The following is a 21,474-nucleotide window of genomic DNA, read 5'->3' as shown; positions in this document are numbered from 1 at the left end:
GCGGCAACACGCGACTGGTCGTGCTCGTCACGACCGTCGCCGTGGCTGCCGTGGCGATCGGGGGCGTGGTGGCGACCCGGCAGGGGCCGGACACCGAGGACGACCCTGGGACGGCTTCGCCGTTGGCGGTTCGTACCGGCTCGGCGTCGACCGGCCCGACCGCCGAGCCGACGTACAGCGGGCCGGTGAAGGTCAAAGTGCCGCTCGCTCAGCTGAAGGCGGCTCGCGAGCCGCAGGTGCCGTACAGCGTCGGGCGCGAGATCCGTGGCGGCGCGGGCGGGCCCGTCCGTGTGCCGGGCAGTGCGTCGGTGCTGGAGTTCACCCGGATGGGTGAAGAGGCGTTCGCGGTGCTGTCCACCGACCAGAGCACCACCCAGCTGCTGAAGCTGAAGATCGACGGCACCCGGGAGCAGGTGCCGGACGTGATCACCGTCCGGGGGACCGACGACCAGTCGGCGGTCGCGTACTCGACCCAGCCGCGGGGCAAGGACGAGCTGAACGCGGCTGGGTCGACGGTGTACTCGCAGGACTCCAGCGGCAAGGTCGACAAGCTCGTCGTCCGCGACCTGTGGAGCGTCCGGGTGCTCGCCTACGTCAACGGGCTCGTCTACTACCGGGCCAGCCCGACCGACGAAGCGGTGAGCTGGAAGTTGTACGCCTGGAAGCCCGGGGAGCCCACCGCCAAGGTGATCCCGACGCCCGGCTCGGCGACCGCGATCAGCCGTGACGGCAAGCTGGTCGCGCTGCGGACCGCACCCGGCGAGCACCGCGCGTGCTCGACCGTGAACGAGCTCGCCACCGGCCGCAGCTTGTGGCGGACCTGCGACTTCGAGATCCAGAGCTTCACCCCCGACGGCCGGACTGCGATCGCCACCCCGCCGTACGACGACGGCTGGGCCGCGGCGTCCGCGGCCGCGCTCGACGCCACGGACGGGACGCTGCTGCGCCAGTGGACCGGGGCGTTCTTCGTCAGCAGCGTCGCGGAGGACGACCAGCACGTGCTGCTGCTGATCGACGACCGCGAGTCGATGCCGCGCGGTGTGCTGCGCTGCAGCATCGTCAACGGCAGTTGCGAGAACGCGATCCCGCTCGGCCCGATTCGGATCGGGCTGGGCAACTAGTCTGCCGTCAGCAGAGTTGCGGCCTGTACGGCGTACTGCCGGGCCAGACTGGTCGGTATGGAACGCATCGCGGTGCTTGCTGACATCCACGGAGTGCTCCCCGCGCTGGAGGCCGTACTGGCCGAGCCGGACGTGCTGAGCGCGGACGCCGTCGTACTGGCTGGTGATCTGGCGTCCGGGCCGCAGCCGGTGGAGACACTGGATCTCCTGCTGTCGTTGGGATCCAGGGCGGTCTGGGTACGCGGCAATGCCGACCGGGAGCTGGTGGCGATGGCTCGCGGCGAGCAACTCGACCCGCCGGACCAGGTGAGCCCGTGGGCCGCTGCACAGCTCCGGCCCGACCAGCTTGAGTTGCTGGCCACGCTGCCGACCAGTGTGACGATCGGCGACGCCTTGTTCTGTCACGCGACTCCTCGGGACGACGAGGAGATGGTGCTGGTCGACAGCCCGCTGGCTCGCTGGGCCTCGGTCCTCAGCGGCGTACCGGAGGAGGTCCGCACGGTCGTCTGCGGCCACACCCACATGCCGTTCGCGCGGCAGGTCGACCGGCGGCTCGTGGTGAACGCCGGCAGCGTCGGCATGCCGTACGGCGCACCGCTGCCGAGCTGGGCGCTGCTGACCGGCTCCGACGTCCAGCTGCGCCGCACCACCCTCGACCTGGCCGCTCTGGCCGACCGCGTGACCGCCGAGTCCGCCTACCCCGACGCAGCGGCCTGGGCCGACGAGTACCTGCGCACCAACTACTCCGACACCGAGGCCCTGGCCGCGTTCTCACCCCGCGCGAAGGACTGACCGGCTACCGTCAGGACATGTTCGCGCGGCGGCGGAAGCATTTCGGGACTCCGGCTGACAAGGCGACGTATGCGACGCTGCATACCGCCTCGCTGGCCTCGCCGCACCTGCGCGAGGGGCTGACGCCGGTCGCGGCCGGGCGGGCCAGCAAGCACCTGCGCGACCTGCTCGGGACAGCGGCGATCGCGATCTGCGACTCCTCCGGCGTACTGGCCTGGGACGGGGTCGGCGGGCCGTACGAGAGCAACCACCGGGTCGATGCGAAGGCGATCGCGGCGATGACGCTGCGCAGCGGGCGGACCGCCGTACTGGGGGCGCACGACGTGGCCTGCTCGGACCCGCAGTGCCCGCTGCGGACGGCTGTGGTCGCGCCGATCGTCACCGAGGACCGGGTGGTCGCCGTACTGGTGGCGTACAGCCCGCGGTCGTCGGCCGCGCTGGTGCGGGCGACCGAGGAGGTCGCGCGCTGGGTGTCGGGGCAGGTCGAGCTGGCCGAGCTTAACAAGGAGCGGACGCGGGCGATGGAGGCCGAGCTGCGGGCGCTGCGGGCGCAGATCAGCCCGCACTTCATCTACAACGCGCTGGCGGCGATCGCGTCGTTCGTGCGGACCGACCCGGAGCGGGCGCGCGAGCTGCTGCTCGAGTTCGCGGACTTCTCGCGGTACGCGCTGCGTCGCGGCGGCGAGTTCACGACGCTGTCGGACGAACTGCGCAACGTCGAGCGGTACCTCGTCCTGGAGCAGGCCCGCTTCGGCGAGCGGCTCACGGTGTCGCTGCTGATCGCGCCCGAGGTGCTGTCGGTGGCGATCCCGTTCCTGGTCGTGCAGCCGCTGGTCGAGAACGCCGTCCGGCACGGTCTGGAGGGCACGACCGGGGTCGGGCAGATCACCATCCGGGCGATGGACCGCGGCTCGGAGGCGGAGATCAGCGTCGAGGACGACGGCTCCGGCAGCGAGCCCGAGGTGATCCGGGCCGCCCTGTCCGGCCAGTCCAGCAGCGACTCGATCGGCCTCGGCAACGTCGACGCCCGGCTCCGTCAGGTGTACGGCGACGCCTACGGCCTGGTCGTCGAGACCGCCGTCGACGCCGGGACGAAGGTCAGCTTCCGGGTCCCCAAATACTCCTCAGGAGTGCACGCGTCGGCTTAGATTGGGCGCATGGCCGACACTCCCCTGCGTGCGCTGGTCGCCGACGACGAGGAGCCGGCGCTGGCCGAGCTGGTGTACCTGCTGCAGCGCGACGAGCGGATCGGGCCGATCCGCACCGCGTCGAACGGGCCCGAGGCCCTCAAACTGCTGCAGGGCGCCGACATCGACGTGGTGTTCTGCGACATCAAGATGCCGGGCCTGGACGGGATCGACCTGGCCCGCGTCCTGTCGAAGTTCGCCAAGCCGCCGCGGATCGTCTTCGTCACGGCGTACGACGAGCACGCCGTGGACGCCTTCGACCTGGATGCCACGGACTACGTGATGAAGCCGGTCCGGGCCGAGCGGCTGGCCGAGGCGATCCGGCGGGTGGTCAGCGCCGGCGCACCGACGGTCGTGCAGTCGCCGGAGGAGACCGACGACGAGACGATCCCGGTCGAGCTCGCCGGGGTCACCCGGTTCGTGCAGCGCTCCACCGTCCGGTACGTCGAGGCGCAGGGCGACTACGCGCGGCTGCACACCGGCCAGAACTCGCATCTCGTGCGGGTCCCGCTGAGCACGCTCGAGGAGCGCTGGCGCGACGCTGGGTTCACCCGGATCCACCGCAGCACGCTGGTCGCGCTGGCGCACGTCGACGAGATGCGGGTGGACGGCGGGCGGTGCGCCGTACGGGTCGGTGACGACTGGCTGCCGGTGAGCCGGCGGCACACTCGCGAGCTCCGCGACCTGCTGGTCCGCTCGACGTCGCTGCGCGGGTGAGATGAGTACGCCGGACGGGCCTCGCCGGATTCGAGTGACAAGTCCACGGACAAGTGCTGCTCGGCGTACGACTGGACACACAGGGACCCGAGAAATCGACGAGCAGACCCGCGTCGGCGAGGTCTACATGCACTCGCTCATCCAGTCGCAGCTCCGGCTCGCCCTGCTCGTGATCGCCGGGACGGCAGTCGTCCTCGGCAGCCTCCCGCTGCTCTTCTTCCTCGTCCCCGCGACGCGCACCCTCGGCGTCTTCGGCATCCCGCTGCCCTGGCTGCTCCTCGGCGTCGTCGTCTACCCGGTCGTCTACGTCGCCGCCCGGATCTACGTCCGCAACGCCGAACGGATCGAGGCCGAGTTCACCGAGTTCGTCGGGCGGCAGTAGATGTCACCAGCCATGAGCCTCACGGCGATCGCCTTGGTGATCGTGGCGACGATCGGGATCGGCCTGTTCGGTCTCCGGATCTCGCGAACGACCAGCGACTTCTACGTCGCCAGCCGCGCCGTCACCCCGCGCTGGAACGCGTCGGCGATCAGCGGCGAGTACTTGTCGGCGGCATCTTTCCTCGGCGTCGCCGGTCTGGTCGTGGTGAACGGCGCGGACATGCTCTGGTTCTCGGTCGGTTACACCGTCGGGTACCTGATGCTGCTCGTCCTGATCGCCGCCCCGCTGCGCCGCTCCGGCGCCTACACGCTGCCCGACTTCGCCGAGACCCGCTTCGAGTCGGCCGTCGTACGCCGGATCTGCTCGTTCCTGGTCGCCGGGATCGGCACCCTCTACCTGCTCCCGCAGCTGCGCGGCGCCGGGCTGACTGTGCAGACCGTGACCGGCGCGCCGCCCGCGGTCGGGGCCGCGCTGGTCGCGATCATCGTGGTGATCAACGTCGCCGCCGGCGGGATGCGCTCGATCACGTTCGTGCAGGCCTTCCAGTACTGGCTGAAGCTGACCGCGCTGGCCGCGCCGGTGTTCGTGATCCTGATCGCCTGGCGCTCGATGGACCACCCGGTCGGCGTCCTCGACTCGCTGCAGGGCGCCGGGTCGGAGTGGGCCGAGCCGCTGTCGCGCGCCGGCGGCCGCGACCATCCGCTGTACGCGACGTACTCGTTGCTCCTGGCCCTTTGTTTCGGAACGATGGGCCTGCCACACGTGCTGGTCCGCTTCTACACCAACCCCGACGGACGGGCGGCGCGCCGTACGACGGTCGTGGTGCTCGCGCTGCTCGGTGCGTTCTACCTCTTCCCACCCGTATACGCCGTACTCGGCCGGACGTTCGCGCCGGACCTGGTCGCGACCGCCGCGGACACGGTCGTCCTCGAGCTGCCCGGCCGCATCTTCCCCGGGACGATCGGCGACCTGCTCGGCGCATTGGTTGCCGCGGGCGCCTTTGCCGCGTTCCTGTCGACGTCGTCCGGTCTGACCGTCGCGATCGCCGGCGTGATCGACCAGGACCTGCTCCGCAACCGCCTGCACCGCCTGACCGGCGGCGACTACCTGGCCGTCAACAGCTTCCGCATCGCCGCCGTCCTGGCCATCGCCGTGCCCTACCTGGCCTGGAACTTCACCGGCTCGCTGAGCCTCGCCGACACCGTCGGCCTGGCCTTCGCCGTCGCCGCCTCGACCTTCTGCCCGCTGCTCGTGCTCGGCATCTGGTGGCGCCGTATGTCGACGGTCGGCGCCGCGGCCGGACTGCTGGTCGGCGGCGTCGCCGCGATCTCCGCCGTCCTGGTCAACGTGATCGGACCACCGCAAGGCGGCTGGCTCGGCGCCCTGATCGCCCAGCCCGCCGCCTGGACGATGCCGCTGGCCTTCGCGACGGTCGTGATCGTCTCCCGCCTCACGCCCACCCGGATCCCCGCCGGAACGGCGCGCAGCATGGTCCGGCTGCACACCCCCGAGGCCGTCGACGTGGACCGCGGCTTCACCGGCAGCTGACCCGCGCCGTTCGTCGTACGGATGCGACCGCTCGTCGCACTGCCGTTCCCCGCCGGTCGAGAGGTGTGCGCCGCTGAGCGCTCGACGCCTCGCGGTGCTGTCTCGGGCGGGTGAGCTGGACCACAGTACGGAGCAGCAACCCGTACGCCGGACTCCGCCCGGCCCGATCACGTCTGGAGGTCCCGCGATGAGTGAAACGCGTCGTGCGGGCGATCCGGAGCTCACGACGTACCGAGACGTCCAGCTGTCACCGGACTTCTCCGAGCTGCGTCGCCGGTTCCGGCGTTTCGTGTTCCCGATGACCGGCCTGTTCCTGGCCTGGTACTTCCTCTACGTCCTGCTCGCCGACTACGCGCACGGCTTCATGTCCCAGAAGGTCGGCGGGAACATCACCGTCGGGCTGCTGTTCGGGCTGGGCCAGTTCGTCTCCACGTTCGCGATCACGCTGCTCTACGTCCGCTGGGCCGACAAGAAGTTCGACCCCGACGCCAAGCACCTGCGCGACCAGATCGAGGGAGACCACTCGTGACCGCACCGTTGATGTTGCCGATGGCAACCGTTGGCGACCCGAAGGTGAACATCGCGATCTTCGCGCTGTTCGTGGTGGCCACCCTGGCGATCGTGATCAAGGCCTCGCGCAACAACAAGAGCGCGGCCGACTTCTACGCCGGCGGCCGCTCCTTCACCGGCCCGCAGAACGGCGTCGCGATCGCGGGCGACTACCTGTCCGCCGCGTCGTTCCTCGGGATCGCCGGAGCGATCGCGCTGAACGGGTACGACGGCTTCCTGTACTCGATCGGCTTCCTGGTCGCCTGGCTGGTCGCGCTGCTGCTCGTCGCCGAGCTGCTCCGCAACACCGGGCGCTTCACCATGGCCGACGTACTGTCGTTCCGCCTCAAGCAGCGCCCGGTCCGGATGGCCGCGGCGATCTCGACCCTCGGCGTCTGCTTCTTCTACCTGCTCGCCCAGATGGCCGGCGCGGGCGGCCTGGTCGCACTGCTGCTCGGCATCGACGGCAAGGCCGGCCAGAACATCGTCATCGCCGTCGTCGGCGCGATCATGATCACCTACGTGCTCGTCGGTGGCATGAAGGGCACCACCTGGGTGCAGATCGTCAAGGCCGTGCTGCTGGTGATCGGCGCCGGGATCATGACACTGTGGGTGCTCGCGAAGTACACCTTCAACCTGTCCGGCCTGCTGGGCGCCGCAGTCGAGAACAGCCCGGCCGCCGGGGAGAAGCTGCTCAACCCCGGCCTGCAGTACGGCGCAACGGGGATCAGCAAGCTCGACTTCATCTCGCTCGGCCTGGCCCTGGTGCTCGGCACCGCGGGCCTGCCGCACGTGCTGATGCGCTTCTACACGGTGCCGAACTCGCGCGAGGCGCGCCGCAGCGTCAGCTGGGCGATCTGGATCATCGGCATCTTCTACCTGTTCACCCTGGTCCTCGGGTACGGCGCTGCCGCGCTGGTCGGACCGGACGCGATCCGGGCCGCTCCCGGCAAGGCGAACTCGGCCGCGCCGCTGCTGGCGTACGAACTGGGCGGGGAGATCCTGCTGGGCGTGATCTCGGCGGTCGCGTTCGCGACGATCCTCGCCGTGGTCGCGGGGCTGACGATCACCGCCAGCGCGTCGTTCGCGCACGACATCTACGGCCAGGTGATCAAGAAGGGCCAGGTCAGCGGTGACGGCGAGGTCCGGATCGCCCGGATCACCGTGCTGGTGATCGGTGCGGTCGCGATCGTCGGCGGTATCTTCGCCAACGGCCAGAACATCGCGTTCCTGGTCGCGCTGGCCTTCGCCATCGCCGCCTCGGCGAACCTGCCGACGATCCTGTACTCGCTGTTCTGGCGGCGCTTCAACACCCGCGGCGCCCTGTGGAGCATCTACGGCGGTCTCGGCTCGGCGATCATTCTGATCGTCTTCAGCCCGGTCGTCTCCGGCAAGGTCGACGCCAAGACCGGCGCCAGCCTGTCGATGATCACCGACCCGGGCATCGACTTCCACTGGTTCCCGCTGGACAACCCCGGCATCGTGTCGATCCCGCTGGCCTTCGTGCTCGGCATCATCGGCACCCTGACCAGCAAGGAAGCCACCGACGTCGACCGCTTCGCCGAGATGGAGGTCCGCTCCCTCACCGGCGCCGGCGCCGAGAAAGCCGTCCACCACTGACCGCGGGGGCGCCGGTCCCATCACGGGTGACAGCCCGGCGCCCCCCCACCCCAACCCTGTCAGGCAGGTCCTGCTGACCCGTCGCGAACCTGCCTGACAGCCCCACCCGCCCCGAGGGGCCCAGCACCCAGCTGGGCCCCTCGTTGTATGTCCAGGCGATGGTGCCCGCGCGACCAGCTTGTTGCTGGAGGCAATCACCGGCACACCCGTCCGCTCGTCAGCACGTTGTCCGAAGGCCTCGGGTCGGTGCCGACGGTGGTCTTTCCGCGGGTGAACGCGGGGCATGCTCGGCATCCCGCCTGGGAAGGGCATCTCGCCGCGTTGCGGCGGGCCGGCGTACGGCTGGTGTACGGCGAGGACGTCTGGCCGCTGGTCGAGCCGCGGGCGGAGTCGCGGTCGTTGCCTTGGGCAGCGATTCGGGAAGCGGTTGGTTAGTGGAACCAGCCGGGGAGGTCTGACAGGGGTGTGGGCCGGCTGCTGGGGGTGAGTTTGGGGAGGGCGTCTTCGAGGGCGGCCAGGCGGGTGGGGCCCAGGGCTGTTTTCCATTCCGTGTGGAGGGTTTCGAAGATCTGGGCGGAGCGCGTGAGGGCGTTGTGGCCGTGGGGGGTGAGGGTGAGGAGGACGGCTCGGGCGTCCGTTGGGGACGGGGTTCGGGTGACGTAGTTCAGGTCGGCGAGTTTGGTGGCGGTTTTGGTGGCGGCTTGTTTGGAGACGCCCAGGCGGCGGCCGAGGTCGGAGACCGTGCAGCCGTCGCTGCCTACTGCCTGGAGGGCGAAGCCGTACGCCGGGCGCAGGTTCGGGTGGCCTTCGGCGGCGAGGCGGTGGTGGAGCTCGTCGATGATGCGGCGGAAGGCTGCGGCGAGTTGGAGGGGGAGTACGTAGCCGGGGCGGTCCATGGAAAAGCATTGTTCCAGATCGACAACCCGGTGTACTGTTTTGGACAACCAGGTTGACGAAAATGGAGGAGTGGGGATGCGAGTTACCGAGACGCCGAACGCCGTGATGACGACGTACGCGTCGCCGACGCTCGGGAGTGAGCGGCTGAGTGTCTGGCGGGTGGAGATGAAGGCGACTGCGCAGGGGCCGGTGCACGTCGTCGACAGTGAGCAGGTGTGGACCGGGCTGAGCGGCCGGGCTTCGATCAGCATTGGTGGGGTGGAGCGGGAGTTGGTGGAGGGTACGGCGGTCGTCGTACCGGAGGGGGTTGAGCGTCAGGTGACGGCGACGGGGGATTTCACGGCGATCGTCAGCGGGTACGGGCACGCCAAGGTCAGCGTCCCTGGAGAGGACGCCGACCGCGGTACTCCGCCGTGGATGAGCTGACCAACCTCAGCTGAAGTCGATCGTCGGCCACAGCTCCAGGAACGCCTCGCGCGACCGCGCCCCGCGGTACTCCTCCGCGGCGTGCAGCCGGCCGAGGGTGAACGGGTTCCCGCCGTCCAGGTGCTGCTGTACGGCGAGCTGACGCAGGAGGTCTCGCGCGACGACGCTGTCCTGGTGGTCGCCGAGGACCTCCTGCACCTGCTCGGCGCGAGTCGCCAGGTCGGTCGCGGCCTGACCGAGCACCGGCACCGCAGACTCAGCGGCGTACCGGAGTCGCTTGGAGGCCTTGCGGGTCTCGTGCAGCTCGTGGTCCTGCTCGGCGAGCGTCTCGGCCTTCTCGGCGCGCTTGACGCACTTGCTCATCCGCTTCAGGTCGCTCTTCAGCAGGCTCGGCGCCTGCTTCTTCGCCTTCGTCTTCGCGTCGAGCAACGGCGGTGCGGCGACCAACCGGTCGAGGGTGTCGAGCAGCCGGAAGTACCGCTCGCTCTCCAGCGCCTCCAGCGCCTGCACGCGCGCCTGCTTGTAGACGCCGCGCAGGTGGTCGTCGATGTACCCCGCGACGCGGCCCATCACCAGCTCCTGCGGCTGCTCCGAGACGGCGACCAGGAAGTGCTCGCGCAGCACCTCCGCGTCCCGCGCGCCACCGAGCTCACCGGCGAACCACTTCAGCTCGTCCCGGATCGCGTCGCCGACCTCGCGGTCCACCACCGGCCGGTACGTCGCCAGCGCCGAGCGCAGCCGGCGGGTCGCCACCCGCATCTTGTGCACCGAGTCCGGCAGGTCGCGCCGGACCTCCGGGTCGCGCAGGTGAATCGCCTCGACCTGAGCCGAGGCGTACGCGCGGAACAGCTCCGCGGTCGTCGGCTTGGACGGCAGCTCCCAGGTCTCCTGCTCCGGCACCCGGTCGCCCAGCGCACGAGCAAGCTTGCTCGGCCCGGACGCCGGTTTGGCGCCTGCCTCGCGCAGTACGGGCTCAGCAGCCTCGAGCAGCTCGGGCGGCCCGTTGACGAGCTCGACCTCCCACTCGCGCCAGCTCAACGTCGAGACCCCGCTCGCTGCCTCGGAAGCGTCCGTCGCTGCAGCGCCATCGGGGGTCGCGACGGCCGCGCCGTCGGCGGCCGCGGGAGCGGCGGCGTCGGCGTTCGCGGGAGCAGCTTCGGCGGCGTTCGCGGGAGCGGCGTCGGCGTTCGCGGGAGCAGCGTCGGCGTTCGCGGGAGCAGCGTCGGCGTTCGCGGGAGCAGCGTCGGCGTTCGCGGGAGCAGCGTCGGCGTTCGCGGGAGCAGCGGCGGCCGAAGGCGCGTGAATGGTCGCGGTCACGTGGTCGTCGGCGACCTCGGCGAGGACCTCACCCTCGGCGTCGACCAGGCGGTGCACGATGCGGCGCGTCGCCAGCGTCACCACCGGGAGCAGCTCGTGGTCGCGGACGTGCACGCGCACGGCCCGGACGACCTGGATCGGGACCTTGCGGACGGCGCGGCCGAGCGGGTGCTGGATCTCCATCCGGCCGCGGGCGGCCGGGAGCTTGATGTGCCAGCCGTCGTCCTCACCGCCGGTACGACGGCGCAACGTCACCTTGTTGCGCGCCAGATGCAGCTCGGCGGTGTCGAAGTAGACCGCCTCGAGCGCCAGCTCGACCGGTTGCTCGACCCGGTCCACCCCGGGCAGCTCGTGCAACGCCGGCAGGATGGCGTGCTCGTCGACGTCGTACTTGGTCTCGATCTCGAGCTGCTCGGTCGGCGTCATCCCCAAGTTTTACCAGTCCGCGCAAGCCCTGGCAGCGGCTGCTCGGAGATCGTCCAGCAGGCGGTCAAGATCCCGATCCGGTACGCCGGAACGCCGGAACGCGACCGATGCCGGCGAGTCGGCGAAGCCGCCGGGACCAGCCTGCCGGCGGCGGTTCAGCTCCAGCCCGGCGAGCACCGCCGCGACCACGACGAGCAGCGCGATCATCGCACCCCGACCCCCTTGAAGAACGTGTAGTGGAACGTCCCGCCGGGCTCGGCGGTGCATTCCAGGTCGCGGATCCCGCGCGCCCACGCGTCCGGCGTACTCAGCCCGGCGGCGATCGAGCGGTCGCGGACCGAGCCGACCATCGCGATGAACGTGCGGCGGGTGAAACCGTCGACCAGGTGCGGCAGCGTCTGGTCGACGTACACGGTCCGCGGCTCGGTGCGGACGTCCAGGAACCCCGCGTTGGCGAGCAGCGGCTGCACGCGGCGGCCGATCAGCGCGTCGCCGCCGGCGTCGGCCTGGCTGCGGTTGAGGCACTCGATGACGGCCTGCGCGGCCGCGCTGCGCGGGTGGTAGACGGCGGTGCCGTGGTCGCCTTCGACGACCGTGATCGTGCCGCCGGGGCGGAGCTGGCCGCGCAGGGTCCGCAGGGCGTCGACCGGGTCCGGCAGGTGTTCGAGGACGAAGCAGACGAACAGGTGGTCGTACTCGCCCGCCGGGAGGTCGTGCAGGTCGCCGTGGTGCCAGCGCACTTCGGCGTACGGCGCTGTGGTGGCGACGCGCTGTTTGGCCTGGGCGAGCGAGGCTTCGGAGATGTCGATCGCGGTCAGGTCGATGCCGGGGCTGCGGGTGAGCAGCTGGACGGTCTGCGCGCCGACGCCGCAGCCGACCTCGAGGACGCGGCTGCCGGGCGCGTACTGCGTACCGCCGTGCAGGAGGTCGGCGAGCGTGCCCGCCTGGTCGCCGAGGCGGCGGGTCTCGGAGTCGGTGTAGCCGTGGACGTAGTCGGTTCCCATGAGTCCACGGTGCGGCGACAATGGTCCGGTGAGTAGATCCAATCCGGGCGAGATTGGCAGGTCCATAACTGCGGCGGGGTCCGACTTCCTGCAGCTCAGTACGGCGGAGGTGCCCGCGGGCCGGCTGTCGACGTGGCTGGCTGATCAGTTGCGCGGCGCGATCGCGGACGGGCTGCTGCCGGTCGGTACGCGGCTGCCGCCGACGCGAGTGCTGGCGGGTGAGCTGCAGGTGTCGCGGGGGGTGGTGACGGAGGCGTATCAGCGGCTGACCGAGGACGGGCACACCAAAGCTCGCGGCAGAGCAGGTACGACGGTCGTCGCAGCGCCGATCAGCACGCTGCCGCCGGCCACCACTGCCGGAACGGCGGTGGAAACGGGCGGGATGCAGGGCGAGCCCGGGGTCGACGTCTTCGACGTGTTGCGCGCAGCGCCTGCGCAGATCGATCTGACGCCCGGGGTGCCTGATCTGACGGCGTTTCCCCGCGCGGCGTGGTTGAAGGCCGAGCGCGCAGTCCTCGACCGGCTCTCCGCCTCCTCCTTCGGCTACGGCGACCCCGCCGGAACTCCCGAGCTCCGACTAGCAGTAGCGCGCTGGCTGGCGCGCTACCGCGGCGTGCAGGTCGACCCGAGCGAGGTCATCATCGTCGCCGGAGTAGCCCAAGCGCTCAGCCTGATCACCCAGCTCCTCCTCGCCGACGGCATCGACACCCTCGCCGTCGAGGACCCCGGGTCGCTCGGCTCCCGCCAGCACCTGGAGAGCCTCGGGCTGCGCACTCCCCCGATCCCCGTCGACGCGGACGGCGTACGGGTCGACGAGCTCCACCGCAGCGGCGCCCGCGCCGTACTGCTGACTCCGGCCCACCAGTTCCCGACCGGCGTCGTGCTGGACGGCGAGCGGCGGCGCGAGCTGATCCAGTGGGCGACCGAGACCGGCGGGCTGATCGTCGAGGACGACTACGACGCCGAGCACCGCTACGACCGTCCGCCCGTCCCCGCGCTGCGCGCGATGCTCGCCGACCACGTGATCTACGCCGGCAGCGTCTCCAAACTCCTCGCCCCCGCGCTGCGGATCGGCTGGATGGTCCCGCCCCCGGCGTACCGCGACCGCCTGATCGCCGCCAAACGCCTGGCCGACCTCGGCAACGCGGCGCTCCCCCAGCTCGTGCTCGCGCACCTGATGGAGTCCGGCGACCTCGAACGCCAGCTCCGCTACGCCCGCCGCCGGCACCGGCGCCGCCGGGACACCATGATCGATGCCATCAGCAACCACTTGCCGACCGCGACGGTCCACGGCGCCGCCGCCGGGCTGCACCTCACGATCACCTTCCCAGAGGGAGCCCTGGACGACGTGGAGCTGGCCACGAGAGCACTCGCCGAGGGCGTCAAGACCCACCCGCTGAGCTGGCACACCCAAACCCCGCACCCGCCCGGGTTGGTCCTCGGCTACGCGGCGCGCACTCCGACGGCGCTGACAGAAGCGGTGGAGATGCTGGGCAGCCTCGTCGCCGGCAGCTGACTCCCCTCCGCCTGTCAGGTGACTTGGGCGACTGGCCGCCGAGGGCGCGGGAGGACGAGCGGCGTACCGGTCAGCGGATCCGGGATGATCTCGCACGACAACCCGAAGACCTCCTCGACGGTCTCCGAGGTGATCACCTCGGCCGGCGTGCCCGTCGCGACGATCCGGCCGGACTTCAGCGCGATCAGGTGGTCGGCGTAGCGGCTGGCCAGGTTGAGGTCGTGCAGGACGAGGACGATCGTCTTGTGGTGCTGGTGGTTCAGGTCCTGGACGAGGTCGAGGATCTCCAGCTGGTGGGCGAGGTCGAGGAACGTCGTCGGCTCGTCGAGGAGCATCGTGTGGGCGTCCTGCGCGAGCGCCAGGGCGATCCAGACCCGTTGCCGCTGGCCACCGGACAGTTGGTCGAGGCAACGGTTCGCCAGGTCGGCGGTGCCGGTCGCGGCGAGGGCCTCGGTGACGACCTGCTCGTCCTCCGGGGTCCACTGGCGGAACCAGCGCTGGTGCGGGTGCCGCCCGCGGCCGACCAGGTCGGCGACGGTGATGCCTTCGGGGGCGACCGGCTGCTGCGGGAGCAGGCCGAGCTTCGTGGCGAGCTCGCCGCCGGGAACACGGCGTACGTCGACGTCGTCGAGGTAGACCGCACCCCCGCGCGGCACCAGCAACCGGGCGAGCCCGCGCAGCAGCGTCGACTTGCCGCAGGCGTTGGCACCGACGATCACGGTGATCTTCCCGGGCGGGATCTCGACCGAGAGGTCGTGCACGACCGGCGTCCCGTCGTACGCGAGGGTGAGGTTCTCCGAACGCAGCATGGTCATCCTCCTCGGCCGACGCGGTTGGCTCGGGCCATCAGCAGCAACAGGTACGGTGCGCCCAGGAACGCCGTGACGACGCCGACGGGCAGTGGGACGGGGGCGAACAGCTGGCGCGCGACGAGGTCGGCCGCGACGACCAGCAACGCGCCGATCGCACCGGAAGCGAGCAGGCCGGCGGCGCGTTCGGCGAGCAGGCGGCGGGTGATCTGCGGCGCGACCAGCGCGACGAAACCGATCGGTCCGGCGGCCGCGGTCGCCAGGGCGGCGAGGGCGACGCCGATCGCGATCAGCAGGCCGCGGGAGAGTTCGACCCGGCCGGCGAGCGTCCGGGCGAGGTCGTCGCCGAGCTCCAGGAGCCGGAGCTGCCGGGAGGCGATCACCGCGGCGGGGAGCAGGACGAGCAGCGTGAGCCCGATCAGCCACACCTCCGCCCAGGACCGCCCGGCGAGGCTGCCGGACAGCCACATCAGCGCGCTCTTCGCGGTGTAGATGTCGGCCAGCGTCAGCAGGTACGCCGTGAGCGAGCCGATGATCGCGGTGACGCCGATCCCGACGAGGACCAGCCGGTAGCCGGCGACGCCGCGCTTGAAGGCGAACAGGTAGATGGTGATTGCTGTCAGCAACGAACCGCCGAGGGCGCCGGCCGGGAGCCAGAACGGGCTGGCACCGATGATCGTGATCACCACGACGGCCGCGAGCGCGGCGCCGGCGTTGATGCCGATCAGGTCGGGGCTGACCAGCGGGTTGCGGGCCAGGCGCTGGAAGATCGCGCCGGAGACCGCGAAGGCGAAGCCGACGCCCAGGCCGACGAGGACGCGCGGCAGGCGGTTGTCGACGACGATGTCGGTGAGGATGAGGGAGCCGTTGCCCGCGAGGGTGTTCAGGACCTGGGCGAGCGGGATCTCGTAGTCGCCGATCGTCAACGAATAGGCGCCGACGGCAACGGCCACGCAGAGCGCGCTGAGCGTGACAAGCACGGCGCCCACGTCGATCCGGCCCGAGAAGGCGCCGACCCGCACGGGGTAGGACGCCGCGCGCTTCACAGCTCCGCCAAGCGCTGGCGGCGTACCAGAGCGATGAAGAGCGGCGCTCCGACCAGCGCGGTGATGATGCCGACCTGCAGCTCGTCCGGGCGGACGACGACCCGACCGAGCACGTCGGCGAGCAGCAGCAGCGTCGGGGCGAGGACCAGCGAGTACGGCAGGATCCAGCGATAATCAGCGCCGACGAGAGCCCGCGCGACATGCGGTACGGCGAGCCCGACGAACCCGATCGGACCGGCCATCGCGGTCGCCGTACCGGCCAGGAGCATGATCGCCAGACCCGCGAGGATGCGGACCACAGCGACCCGCGTGCCGAGCGTTGTCGCCAGCTCCTCGCCCAGCGCGAGCTGGTTGAGCGACCGGCCCAGAACCAGCGACAAGACGATGCCGACGGCAATGAATGGGAGCGCCTGCCCGACGATCGGGCCGGTCGCCATCGTGAGCGAACCGACCACCCAGAAGCGGAACTCGTTCAGCGTCGAGAGATCGAGCAACGTCGCCGCCGACGTGACGGACCCGAGCATCGCGGACAACGCGGCACCGGCCAGCGCGAGCTTCACCGGCGTCGCCCCACCGCGACCGAGCGTGCCGACGACGTACACCACGACGGTCGCCACCAGCGCGCCACCCATCGCGAACCACACGTACCCGGTCAGGCTCGTCACGCCGAAGACCCCGATCGCCCCGACGACCGCGACCGCGGCGCCTGCGTTCACGCCGAGGATCCCGGGGTCGGCGAGAGCGTTGCGCGTGACGCCCTGCATCAAGGCGCCGGCCATCCCGAGTGCGGCTCCCGCCATCAGGCCGGTCGCCGTACGGGGCAGCCGGAGGTACCGGATGACCCGATCGGTGTCCGAGCCGGTGAAGTCGGCGGCCGCGAGATACACGTCCCGCGGACCGAACCATTGGGTTCCGGCGAGCAGCGAGAGCAGCACAGCGGCCAGCAGTACGACGAAGGCGATCACGAGCCCCCCGGCCCGGGACACCCCGCTCCCCAACACCCCCCGCCCGGAGGCGGGTGGGGGCAGGGGTGGGGAGAGCGTGCGGCCGGCCTCGACCCGGGTGGTCACTTCACCAGGTCGGGATGGATGATCTTCGCGATCAGCTCGGTCGAGTTCGCGCCGCGGACGCCGGCCGAGTGGTGAGCGAACAACCACGGGATCACCCGCTTGTTCTTCACCGCCTTGAGGTTCGCGAACGCCGGGTTCTTCATCAGCTTGTCGACGTCCGGCTGCCCCTGCGCCTCGGTCAGCGTCGCGTCGCAGCAGGCGCTGATCAGCACGTAGTCCGGGTCGGCCTTGATGAACTCCTCGACGCTGATCTTCACGTTCCGCTTCGAGGTCAGCGCGGCGAACGCGTTCACGCCACCGGCCTGCTTGATCAGCACCGTGCCGAAGTCCGGCCCGCCGGAGACCGTCATCCCGCCGCCCTCGAGTCCGGGCCGCACGATCGCGACCGTCGGCCGGTCGGCGTCCTTCACCGCGGTCTCGACCGCCGCGATCCGCTTCTGCTGGTCGGCGATCACCTGCTCGGCCTTGTCGCTCGCGCCGAACAGCTTCCCGAGGTCGCGCAAATCGGCGTACACGTTGGTCATCGAGACCGTCGACGGGTCGATCGCCTCGTCGCCCTTGCCGTCGGCGGTCGGGCAGAGCGGGCTGAAGATCCAGGTCTGCACGCCGAGGTCGGACAGCGACTTGCGGCTGCCGAAGCTGCCGTCGCTGCCGGCGGCGTTGAAGATGTCGTTGAAGCCGGACAGCACGAAGTCCGGGTTCAGGCTGAGCACCTCCTCGCGGCTCGGCATGTTTTTGTAGTACTTGCGGTCGCGCTGCGCTTCGGCGTACTCCGGCAGTGGCTCGGAGTCCAGGAACGCGGTCCCGACCAGCCGGTCGGAGACACCCAGCGCGTGGGCCAGCTCGATGGCCGGCTGGTACGCCGCGAAGATCCGCTGCGGCGGGGTGTCGACGGTGACGTCGAGCCCGCAGTTCTTGACGGTCGTCGCGCTCGCGCTCGGACCTTCGCTCGCGCCGGCGCTTCCGCAGCCGGCGACCAGGGACAGGAAAACGGCAGCAAGCACTGCCTTGGGTACGACGGCCATGGCGACCGTTCCTCCAACACCTCGTGGACGGGACGCGTCGTGGCCGGTCTCCTGGCTGACGGGACGACCGCATCCGCCGCGCTGACCTTCCCAGCCCCTCCGGGCCAGTGGTCTCACACCAGGTGAACGCGCGACGGACAATCCCGATCACAGTGGCGAGGGCCGCGCCGGTACTCCACCGGCTTCCCGAACACCACGACGGCCACACGGTAACCCACGCTGCGACCCGGTCGCAGCTTCAGGTCCACCGTCAGCGCGTGTAGAGCGGCGAGATCGCCAGCGCGAACGCCACCATGTCGTCCGTCTTCACCTTGTTGCCGGGGACCGGCACCAGGTCCGCGATCTTGTCCGTGCCGACCCGGATGGTGCCCCGCCCGGTCGCGGTGTCGACGTACCCCTCGTCCCCGAGCGGCACCGACTGCGAGGTCGGTGCCTTGCGCACCGACGCCATCGCGGCCACCGCGTCCGGGACCCGGCGAGCGGTCGCGTAGACGGCGGCGCTCGGGTTGATCCAGCCGCAGACGATGTCGCCCGCCGCCGTCGTGCTGTCCCGGCGCGCCATCGCGGTGGCCCCCAGCACCTTCCCGGCCGCCTTCGTCCCCCGCTCGCACTCCTCGCGGGCGATCAGCAGCGCAGTCTCCGGCAACCCGGCCGCCTGCCGAGCCGCCTCCTGCGCCAGTACGACGTACTTGGTCGGCGTCGCCGCCGGTCCCTCGACCTTGAACAGCCGGTTCCCGAGCAGGAACACCGCGAGCTTGCTCGTCCCGAACCCACCCTGGCCGACCGCGATCGGCCGCGCCGGTTCGCCCTTGGTCGCCGCGTACGCCGCCTGCGCCGCGGTCAGGTCCGACTTCGTCGCCGTCAGCACCGACACCCCCAGCCGAAGCGCCGGACCGCTCGGGGCCGCGCTCAACGCGAGCTGACAGATGTCGTAGCTCGGCAGCCCGATCTCCGCCGGCACCGCCTTCGGCTCGATCGTCACCACCGGCACAGCCAGCGTGGCCTGCACCAGCGCCTGGTCCATCCGCACGCACAACGTGTCCGCGACCTTCGCCGTGGGCGGCACGCCCGGCGTCTCCGACGGGGTCTCGCTCGGTGTCTCGGTCGGCGTCGTACTGACCGAGACCAGCGGCGGCACGTCCGGCGCGGTCTCGTTGGACCCACCACCGCAGGCACTCAGCACGAGCAGGCCCACAACGGCGGCGAACGAAGTCACTGGGCGGGTACGCATGGTGACCCCGACTCTAGCCGAGCCCACCCTTTCGATCAGGGCGATATCGAGGTCGCTGGCTCGCGGTTGCTCCCGCGCCCGGGCGCGCGCCGACGCCAACCCGCGCCCTCCCGAGCCGCGCGCCTGACCCGCTAGCTCGCAGCCCCGCGCAACTCTCGTTCGCGAACAGCGTGCTCGTCCGTGCGGGCGTCGTACCGCCAGAAGTCCTTCAGCCACACGGCGGTGCCGATCACGCCGGCGACGCAGAGGAGGCCGCCGCTGACGATCGATGTGCGCACCGACGTCAGGTCGGCCACCAGGCCGGAGCGGGACTGGCCGCCGAGCGGGCCGAGGGAGTACGAGAGCATCTCGATGCCGGCCAGGCGGCCGCGCATCTCGTCGGGGATGGTCTGGTTCCAGATCACCGCGCGGAACAGGCCGGAGATCATGTCGGCGCCGCCCGCGACGGCGAAGAACGCGATCGCGAACCAGATGTTCGGCGCCAGCCCGGCGATGCCGACCGACGCGCCCCAGGTGATGGTCGCGAGCACGACCGCGCGGCCGTGGTGGTGGACGCGGCGGGCCCAGCCGCTGGTCAGCGTCGCGAGCATCGCGCCGACCGCCTCGGCGCTGTAGAGGAGACCGAGCAGTTTCGGCTCCTTCAGGACCTCGGTCGCGAAGGCCGGGAAGAGCACGATCGGCATCGCGAGGAACATCCCGACCATGTCGACGGCGTACGTCCCGAGCAGGTCGCGGCGGCGTACGGCGTACTTGATGCCGTCGCCGATCGCGCGCAGGCTCGGTGGCGTGCTGTGCTCGCTCGGCTTGTACGAGCCGAGCATCGCGAACAGCCCGGTCGCCACCACGAGCCCGGCCAGCTCCACCGCGAACGCCCAGGTCACACCGGCCGTGCCGACCAGTACGCCGCCGAGCGCGGGCCCGGCGAGCTGGCCGACCTGGAGGGTCAGCGAGTTGAGCGTGACCGCGGCCGGCATGTCCTCGTGCCGGACGACGCGCGGGAACAGCGCCTCGCGCGACGGGCGCTGCAGCGACGACGCGATCGCGTTCAGCGCGCCGGCGACGTAGATCACCCAGACCTGCGGGCTGGCCAGCAGCGTGTTCGCGAGCAGGACGGCGCAGATCACCACCTGCGCGATCCCGGTCAGGATCAGCATCTTGCGTCGGTCGACGTGGTCGGCCAGCGCGCCGCCGTACAGGCCGAAGATCACCAGCGGGGCGATCGTCACCAGGCCCATCGCACCGACCGCGAAGTTCGAGCCGGTCAGCTGGTAGAGCTGGAACGGCAGCGCGACGTACCCGACCATGCCGCCCAGGAAGAAGACCGAGCCCGAGATCACCAGGATCCGGAAGTCGCGGGACGCCCGCCACGGGGTCAGATCGACTCTCAGGCGGGCCAGGCGCTCGCGGAAACTAGGTGCCACTGGCACATAGTGGCACCCGGTCGCGCGCCTCGACGAACCCTTTACGGCCCTACCGTCGGCTCTGGACGCGGTCTGGACCGGAACCGATCCGCCGTGTCCGGCGTCAACCACGACGGCGCGGGGACGGCCCGGCGCCCGGAGCACACGACGGAGAACCAGATGATCTCGACCACGACGGTCCGCACCCGGGCCATCGCCCTCGTCGCCGCGGCCGCACTCGGTACGGCGCTGCTCGCGCCGGTCGCCGCGGACGCGAGCGTGACGACCGCCACCGCACCGGCGGCAGTGCAGAGCGGGGTGCCGTACACGCTGAAGCCCGGGGAGATCCTGCGACCGGGGCAGTACCGCCGCTCGTGGAACAACAAGTACCTGTTCATCATGCAGAAGGACGGCAACGCGGTCCTCTACCAGGGCAAGACCGCCCTGTGGTCCAGCGGCACCAACGTCAAGGGCGCCTCGATCTCGCTGCAGCGCGACGGCAACCTGGTCGTCTTCCTGAGCACCCGGGCGCTGTGGACGAGCAGCACGTACGGCAAGAAGCCGTCCGGCCTGCAGGTCCAGGACGACGGCAACCTGGTGATGTACGACACCGCCAAGCACGCCTACTGGTCGCGCTGGACGGTCATCGAGACCCTGAACCCCGGCCGCACCCTGAAGACCGGCCAGCTGCTCTACTCGCGCAACGGCATGTACCGCCTGCAGATGCAGTCCGACGGCAACCTGGTCCTGGTCAAGGCCGGCAAGACCCCGCTGTGGTCCAGCAAGACCAACAAGAAGGGCGCCTTCGCCATCATGCAGACCGACGGCAACCTGGTCGTCTACGTCGGCAAGACCGCCCTGTGGTCCAGCCGCACGAACAAGAAGGGCTCCATCCTCCAGATGCAGGGCGACGGCAACCTGGTCATCTACTCGGGCAAGACCCCGGTCTGGTCGACGGGCACCGGCGGCCGTTAGTCCTCGAGCAGCGGTAGGAGCGCGCTGAGGTCGGTGCGCTCCCCGCTGGCTCTGAGGCGGCCGCTGTCGCGCGCTTCGGGCCACTCGATGCGGCCGAGGGCGAGGTCGATCCAGAGGTCCGGCGGCATCTCTACGACGGCGCCCGGAGTACCGCGGGTGTGGCGGGGGCCCTCGATGCACTGCACTGCGCCGTACGGCGGGACGCGGACCTCGACCGCGTGGCCGGGGGCCTTGGCCACCAGGAGTTTCAGCAACTGTTTGACCAGAAGTTTCAGGTCGGACCGGTCCGCTTCACCGGCGAGGTAGCGGCGTACCGCGGCATCGAGCTCCACGACGGGCCAGCGTAGCCGCGGTTTCACTCGCGCCCCCTTCGTGGTCGATAATCGAGGGCGACGACAAAGGGATGCGGAGGTCCG

Annotated in this window: 23 protein-coding genes and 1 riboswitch; of the genes, 12 read left to right on the top strand and 11 right to left on the bottom strand. The window is 70.8% G+C overall.

From position 1 onward, the window contains the following. The first annotated feature begins 20 nt into the window (after window positions 1-20). From ACZ6Z4_RS01270 to ACZ6Z4_RS01230, 9 genes are all read left to right on the top strand, one after another. Window positions 21-1,121: a hypothetical protein gene (locus ACZ6Z4_RS01270; protein WP_465556909.1), complete on the top strand. Its 1,101-nt coding sequence runs from the start codon at window positions 21-23 to the stop codon at window positions 1,119-1,121. A gap of 57 nt (window positions 1,122-1,178) precedes the next feature. Beyond that, window positions 1,179-1,913, top strand: coding sequence for a metallophosphoesterase family protein (locus ACZ6Z4_RS01265; protein ID WP_465556907.1), 735 nt, complete (start codon window positions 1,179-1,181; stop codon window positions 1,911-1,913). Between the two features lie 17 nt (window positions 1,914-1,930). Further along, window positions 1,931-3,061 carry a histidine kinase gene (locus ACZ6Z4_RS01260; protein ID WP_465556905.1) on the top strand — a complete coding sequence of 377 codons (1,131 nt, stop codon included), beginning with the start codon at window positions 1,931-1,933 and terminating at the stop codon, window positions 3,059-3,061. A gap of 9 nt (window positions 3,062-3,070) precedes the next feature. After that, the gene (locus tag ACZ6Z4_RS01255) at window positions 3,071-3,817 is read left to right on the top strand and encodes a LytR/AlgR family response regulator transcription factor (RefSeq protein ID WP_363668055.1); all 747 of its coding nucleotides are present in this window, start codon (window positions 3,071-3,073) and stop codon (window positions 3,815-3,817) included. A gap of 127 nt (window positions 3,818-3,944) precedes the next feature. Then, complete coding sequence (locus ACZ6Z4_RS01250) at window positions 3,945-4,199, top strand: hypothetical protein (RefSeq protein ID WP_465556902.1); 255 nt, start codon at window positions 3,945-3,947, stop codon at window positions 4,197-4,199. Between the two features lie 12 nt (window positions 4,200-4,211). Beyond that, the gene (locus ACZ6Z4_RS01245) at window positions 4,212-5,747 is read left to right on the top strand and encodes a sodium/solute symporter (protein WP_465556900.1); all 1,536 of its coding nucleotides are present in this window, start codon (window positions 4,212-4,214) and stop codon (window positions 5,745-5,747) included. Between the two features lie 187 nt (window positions 5,748-5,934). After that, on the top strand, window positions 5,935-6,276 hold the full coding sequence (locus ACZ6Z4_RS01240) for a DUF485 domain-containing protein (RefSeq protein ID WP_465556898.1): 342 nt from the start codon (window positions 5,935-5,937) through the stop codon (window positions 6,274-6,276). A gap of 11 nt (window positions 6,277-6,287) precedes the next feature. Then, window positions 6,288-7,916, top strand: a complete 1,629-nt coding sequence (locus ACZ6Z4_RS01235; RefSeq protein ID WP_465560564.1) for a solute symporter family protein — start codon at window positions 6,288-6,290, stop codon at window positions 7,914-7,916. A gap of 147 nt (window positions 7,917-8,063) precedes the next feature. Then, window positions 8,064-8,351 (top strand): hypothetical protein, encoded by a 288-nt coding sequence (locus tag ACZ6Z4_RS01230; RefSeq protein WP_465556896.1) that lies wholly within the window; start codon window positions 8,064-8,066, stop codon window positions 8,349-8,351. On the opposite strand, the gene ACZ6Z4_RS01225 is transcribed toward ACZ6Z4_RS01230, so the two are convergent. Continuing rightward, complete coding sequence (locus ACZ6Z4_RS01225; RefSeq protein ID WP_465556894.1) at window positions 8,348-8,812, bottom strand: MarR family winged helix-turn-helix transcriptional regulator; 465 nt, start codon at window positions 8,810-8,812, stop codon at window positions 8,348-8,350. The two genes, ACZ6Z4_RS01230 and ACZ6Z4_RS01225, sit on opposite strands and share 4 nt — an antisense overlap. 76 nt (window positions 8,813-8,888) lie before the next feature. On the opposite strand from ACZ6Z4_RS01225, the gene ACZ6Z4_RS01220 reads away from it, so the two are divergent. Continuing rightward, complete coding sequence (locus ACZ6Z4_RS01220) at window positions 8,889-9,239, top strand: cupin domain-containing protein (RefSeq protein WP_465556892.1); 351 nt, start codon at window positions 8,889-8,891, stop codon at window positions 9,237-9,239. Between the two features lie 6 nt (window positions 9,240-9,245). On the opposite strand, the gene ACZ6Z4_RS01215 is transcribed toward ACZ6Z4_RS01220, so the two are convergent. Genes ACZ6Z4_RS01215 through ACZ6Z4_RS01205 form a run of 3 tightly spaced genes read right to left on the bottom strand, consistent with a single transcriptional unit; the run spans window position 9,246 to window position 11,986 of the window. Further along, complete coding sequence (locus ACZ6Z4_RS01215; protein ID WP_465556890.1) at window positions 9,246-10,982, bottom strand: CYTH and CHAD domain-containing protein; 1,737 nt, start codon at window positions 10,980-10,982, stop codon at window positions 9,246-9,248. A 9-nt stretch (window positions 10,983-10,991) separates the two neighbouring features. Continuing rightward, on the bottom strand, window positions 10,992-11,189 hold the full coding sequence (locus tag ACZ6Z4_RS01210; protein WP_465556888.1) for a hypothetical protein: 198 nt from the start codon (window positions 11,187-11,189) through the stop codon (window positions 10,992-10,994). Beyond that, window positions 11,186-11,986 (bottom strand): methyltransferase, encoded by an 801-nt coding sequence (locus tag ACZ6Z4_RS01205; protein WP_465556886.1) that lies wholly within the window; start codon window positions 11,984-11,986, stop codon window positions 11,186-11,188. The genes ACZ6Z4_RS01210 and ACZ6Z4_RS01205 overlap by 4 nt, the downstream gene beginning before the upstream one ends. Before the next feature lie 28 nt (window positions 11,987-12,014). Between ACZ6Z4_RS01205 and pdxR the strand changes: the two genes are divergently transcribed. Next, window positions 12,015-13,502 (top strand): MocR-like pyridoxine biosynthesis transcription factor PdxR, encoded by a 1,488-nt coding sequence (gene pdxR, locus ACZ6Z4_RS01200; RefSeq protein WP_465556884.1) that lies wholly within the window; start codon window positions 12,015-12,017, stop codon window positions 13,500-13,502. Between the two features lie 14 nt (window positions 13,503-13,516). Here pdxR and ACZ6Z4_RS01195 read toward each other — a convergent pair whose 3' ends face one another. The 6 genes from ACZ6Z4_RS01195 to ACZ6Z4_RS01170 all read right to left on the bottom strand — a co-directional run bounded on the left by ACZ6Z4_RS01195 (window position 13,517) and on the right by ACZ6Z4_RS01170 (window position 20,104). Beyond that, window positions 13,517-14,311, bottom strand: a complete 795-nt coding sequence (locus ACZ6Z4_RS01195) for an ABC transporter ATP-binding protein (RefSeq protein WP_465556882.1) — start codon at window positions 14,309-14,311, stop codon at window positions 13,517-13,519. Between the two features lie 2 nt (window positions 14,312-14,313). Beyond that, window positions 14,314-15,357 (bottom strand): FecCD family ABC transporter permease, encoded by a 1,044-nt coding sequence (locus ACZ6Z4_RS01190; RefSeq protein WP_465556880.1) that lies wholly within the window; start codon window positions 15,355-15,357, stop codon window positions 14,314-14,316. Further along, complete coding sequence (locus ACZ6Z4_RS01185) at window positions 15,354-16,343, bottom strand: FecCD family ABC transporter permease (RefSeq protein WP_465556878.1); 990 nt, start codon at window positions 16,341-16,343, stop codon at window positions 15,354-15,356. Before ACZ6Z4_RS01185 ends, ACZ6Z4_RS01190 begins: the two co-directional genes overlap by 4 nt. A gap of 80 nt (window positions 16,344-16,423) precedes the next feature. Then, window positions 16,424-17,452, bottom strand: a complete 1,029-nt coding sequence (locus ACZ6Z4_RS01180) for an ABC transporter substrate-binding protein (RefSeq protein ID WP_465556876.1) — start codon at window positions 17,450-17,452, stop codon at window positions 16,424-16,426. A gap of 24 nt (window positions 17,453-17,476) precedes the next feature. Then, window positions 17,477-17,665: riboswitch (cobalamin riboswitch) on the bottom strand. Window positions 17,666-17,702: 37 nt separating this feature from the next. Next, window positions 17,703-18,683, bottom strand: a complete 981-nt coding sequence (locus ACZ6Z4_RS01175) for a hypothetical protein (RefSeq protein WP_465556874.1) — start codon at window positions 18,681-18,683, stop codon at window positions 17,703-17,705. Between the two features lie 131 nt (window positions 18,684-18,814). Further along, on the bottom strand, window positions 18,815-20,104 hold the full coding sequence (locus ACZ6Z4_RS01170) for an MFS transporter (RefSeq protein ID WP_465556872.1): 1,290 nt from the start codon (window positions 20,102-20,104) through the stop codon (window positions 18,815-18,817). Between the two features lie 159 nt (window positions 20,105-20,263). On the opposite strand from ACZ6Z4_RS01170, the gene ACZ6Z4_RS01165 reads away from it, so the two are divergent. Further along, window positions 20,264-21,058 (top strand): hypothetical protein, encoded by a 795-nt coding sequence (locus ACZ6Z4_RS01165; protein WP_465556870.1) that lies wholly within the window; start codon window positions 20,264-20,266, stop codon window positions 21,056-21,058. Here ACZ6Z4_RS01165 and ACZ6Z4_RS01160 read toward each other — a convergent pair. Further along, entirely contained in the window at window positions 21,055-21,390 is a 336-nt protein-coding gene (locus ACZ6Z4_RS01160; RefSeq protein WP_465556868.1) for a sterol carrier family protein, read from the bottom strand. The genes ACZ6Z4_RS01165 and ACZ6Z4_RS01160 overlap by 4 nt on opposite strands. Window positions 21,391-21,474: the final 84 nt, after the last annotated feature.

The organism is Kribbella sp. NPDC104740 (assembly GCF_055583505.1).
The sequence above is the reverse complement of the archived record's forward strand: the minus strand, read 5'-3'. Positions and strand labels throughout refer to the sequence as shown.

Coding starts and splice junctions, on each gene's coding strand:
- ACZ6Z4_RS01205 (WP_465556886.1), bottom strand. CDS start 11,986: ATGGGAACCGACTACGTCCACGGCTACACCGACTCCGAGACCCGCCGC.
- ACZ6Z4_RS01265 (WP_465556907.1), top strand. CDS start 1,179: ATGGAACGCATCGCGGTGCTTGCTGACATCCACGGAGTGCTCCCCGCG.
- ACZ6Z4_RS01220 (WP_465556892.1), top strand. CDS start 8,889: ATGCGAGTTACCGAGACGCCGAACGCCGTGATGACGACGTACGCGTCG.
- ACZ6Z4_RS01245 (WP_465556900.1), top strand. CDS start 4,212: ATGAGCCTCACGGCGATCGCCTTGGTGATCGTGGCGACGATCGGGATC.
- ACZ6Z4_RS01225 (WP_465556894.1), bottom strand. CDS start 8,812: ATGGACCGCCCCGGCTACGTACTCCCCCTCCAACTCGCCGCAGCCTTC.
- ACZ6Z4_RS01240 (WP_465556898.1), top strand. CDS start 5,935: ATGAGTGAAACGCGTCGTGCGGGCGATCCGGAGCTCACGACGTACCGA.
- ACZ6Z4_RS01230 (WP_465556896.1), top strand. CDS start 8,064: ATGTCCAGGCGATGGTGCCCGCGCGACCAGCTTGTTGCTGGAGGCAAT.
- ACZ6Z4_RS01175 (WP_465556874.1), bottom strand. CDS start 18,683: ATGCGTACCCGCCCAGTGACTTCGTTCGCCGCCGTTGTGGGCCTGCTC.
- ACZ6Z4_RS01255 (WP_363668055.1), top strand. CDS start 3,071: ATGGCCGACACTCCCCTGCGTGCGCTGGTCGCCGACGACGAGGAGCCG.
- ACZ6Z4_RS01250 (WP_465556902.1), top strand. CDS start 3,945: ATGCACTCGCTCATCCAGTCGCAGCTCCGGCTCGCCCTGCTCGTGATC.
- ACZ6Z4_RS01210 (WP_465556888.1), bottom strand. CDS start 11,189: ATGATCGCGCTGCTCGTCGTGGTCGCGGCGGTGCTCGCCGGGCTGGAG.
- ACZ6Z4_RS01180 (WP_465556876.1), bottom strand. CDS start 17,452: ATGGCCGTCGTACCCAAGGCAGTGCTTGCTGCCGTTTTCCTGTCCCTG.
- ACZ6Z4_RS01165 (WP_465556870.1), top strand. CDS start 20,264: ATGATCTCGACCACGACGGTCCGCACCCGGGCCATCGCCCTCGTCGCC.
- ACZ6Z4_RS01195 (WP_465556882.1), bottom strand. CDS start 14,311: ATGCTGCGTTCGGAGAACCTCACCCTCGCGTACGACGGGACGCCGGTC.
- ACZ6Z4_RS01260 (WP_465556905.1), top strand. CDS start 1,931: ATGTTCGCGCGGCGGCGGAAGCATTTCGGGACTCCGGCTGACAAGGCG.
- ACZ6Z4_RS01215 (WP_465556890.1), bottom strand. CDS start 10,982: ATGACGCCGACCGAGCAGCTCGAGATCGAGACCAAGTACGACGTCGAC.
- ACZ6Z4_RS01235 (WP_465560564.1), top strand. CDS start 6,288: ATGTTGCCGATGGCAACCGTTGGCGACCCGAAGGTGAACATCGCGATC.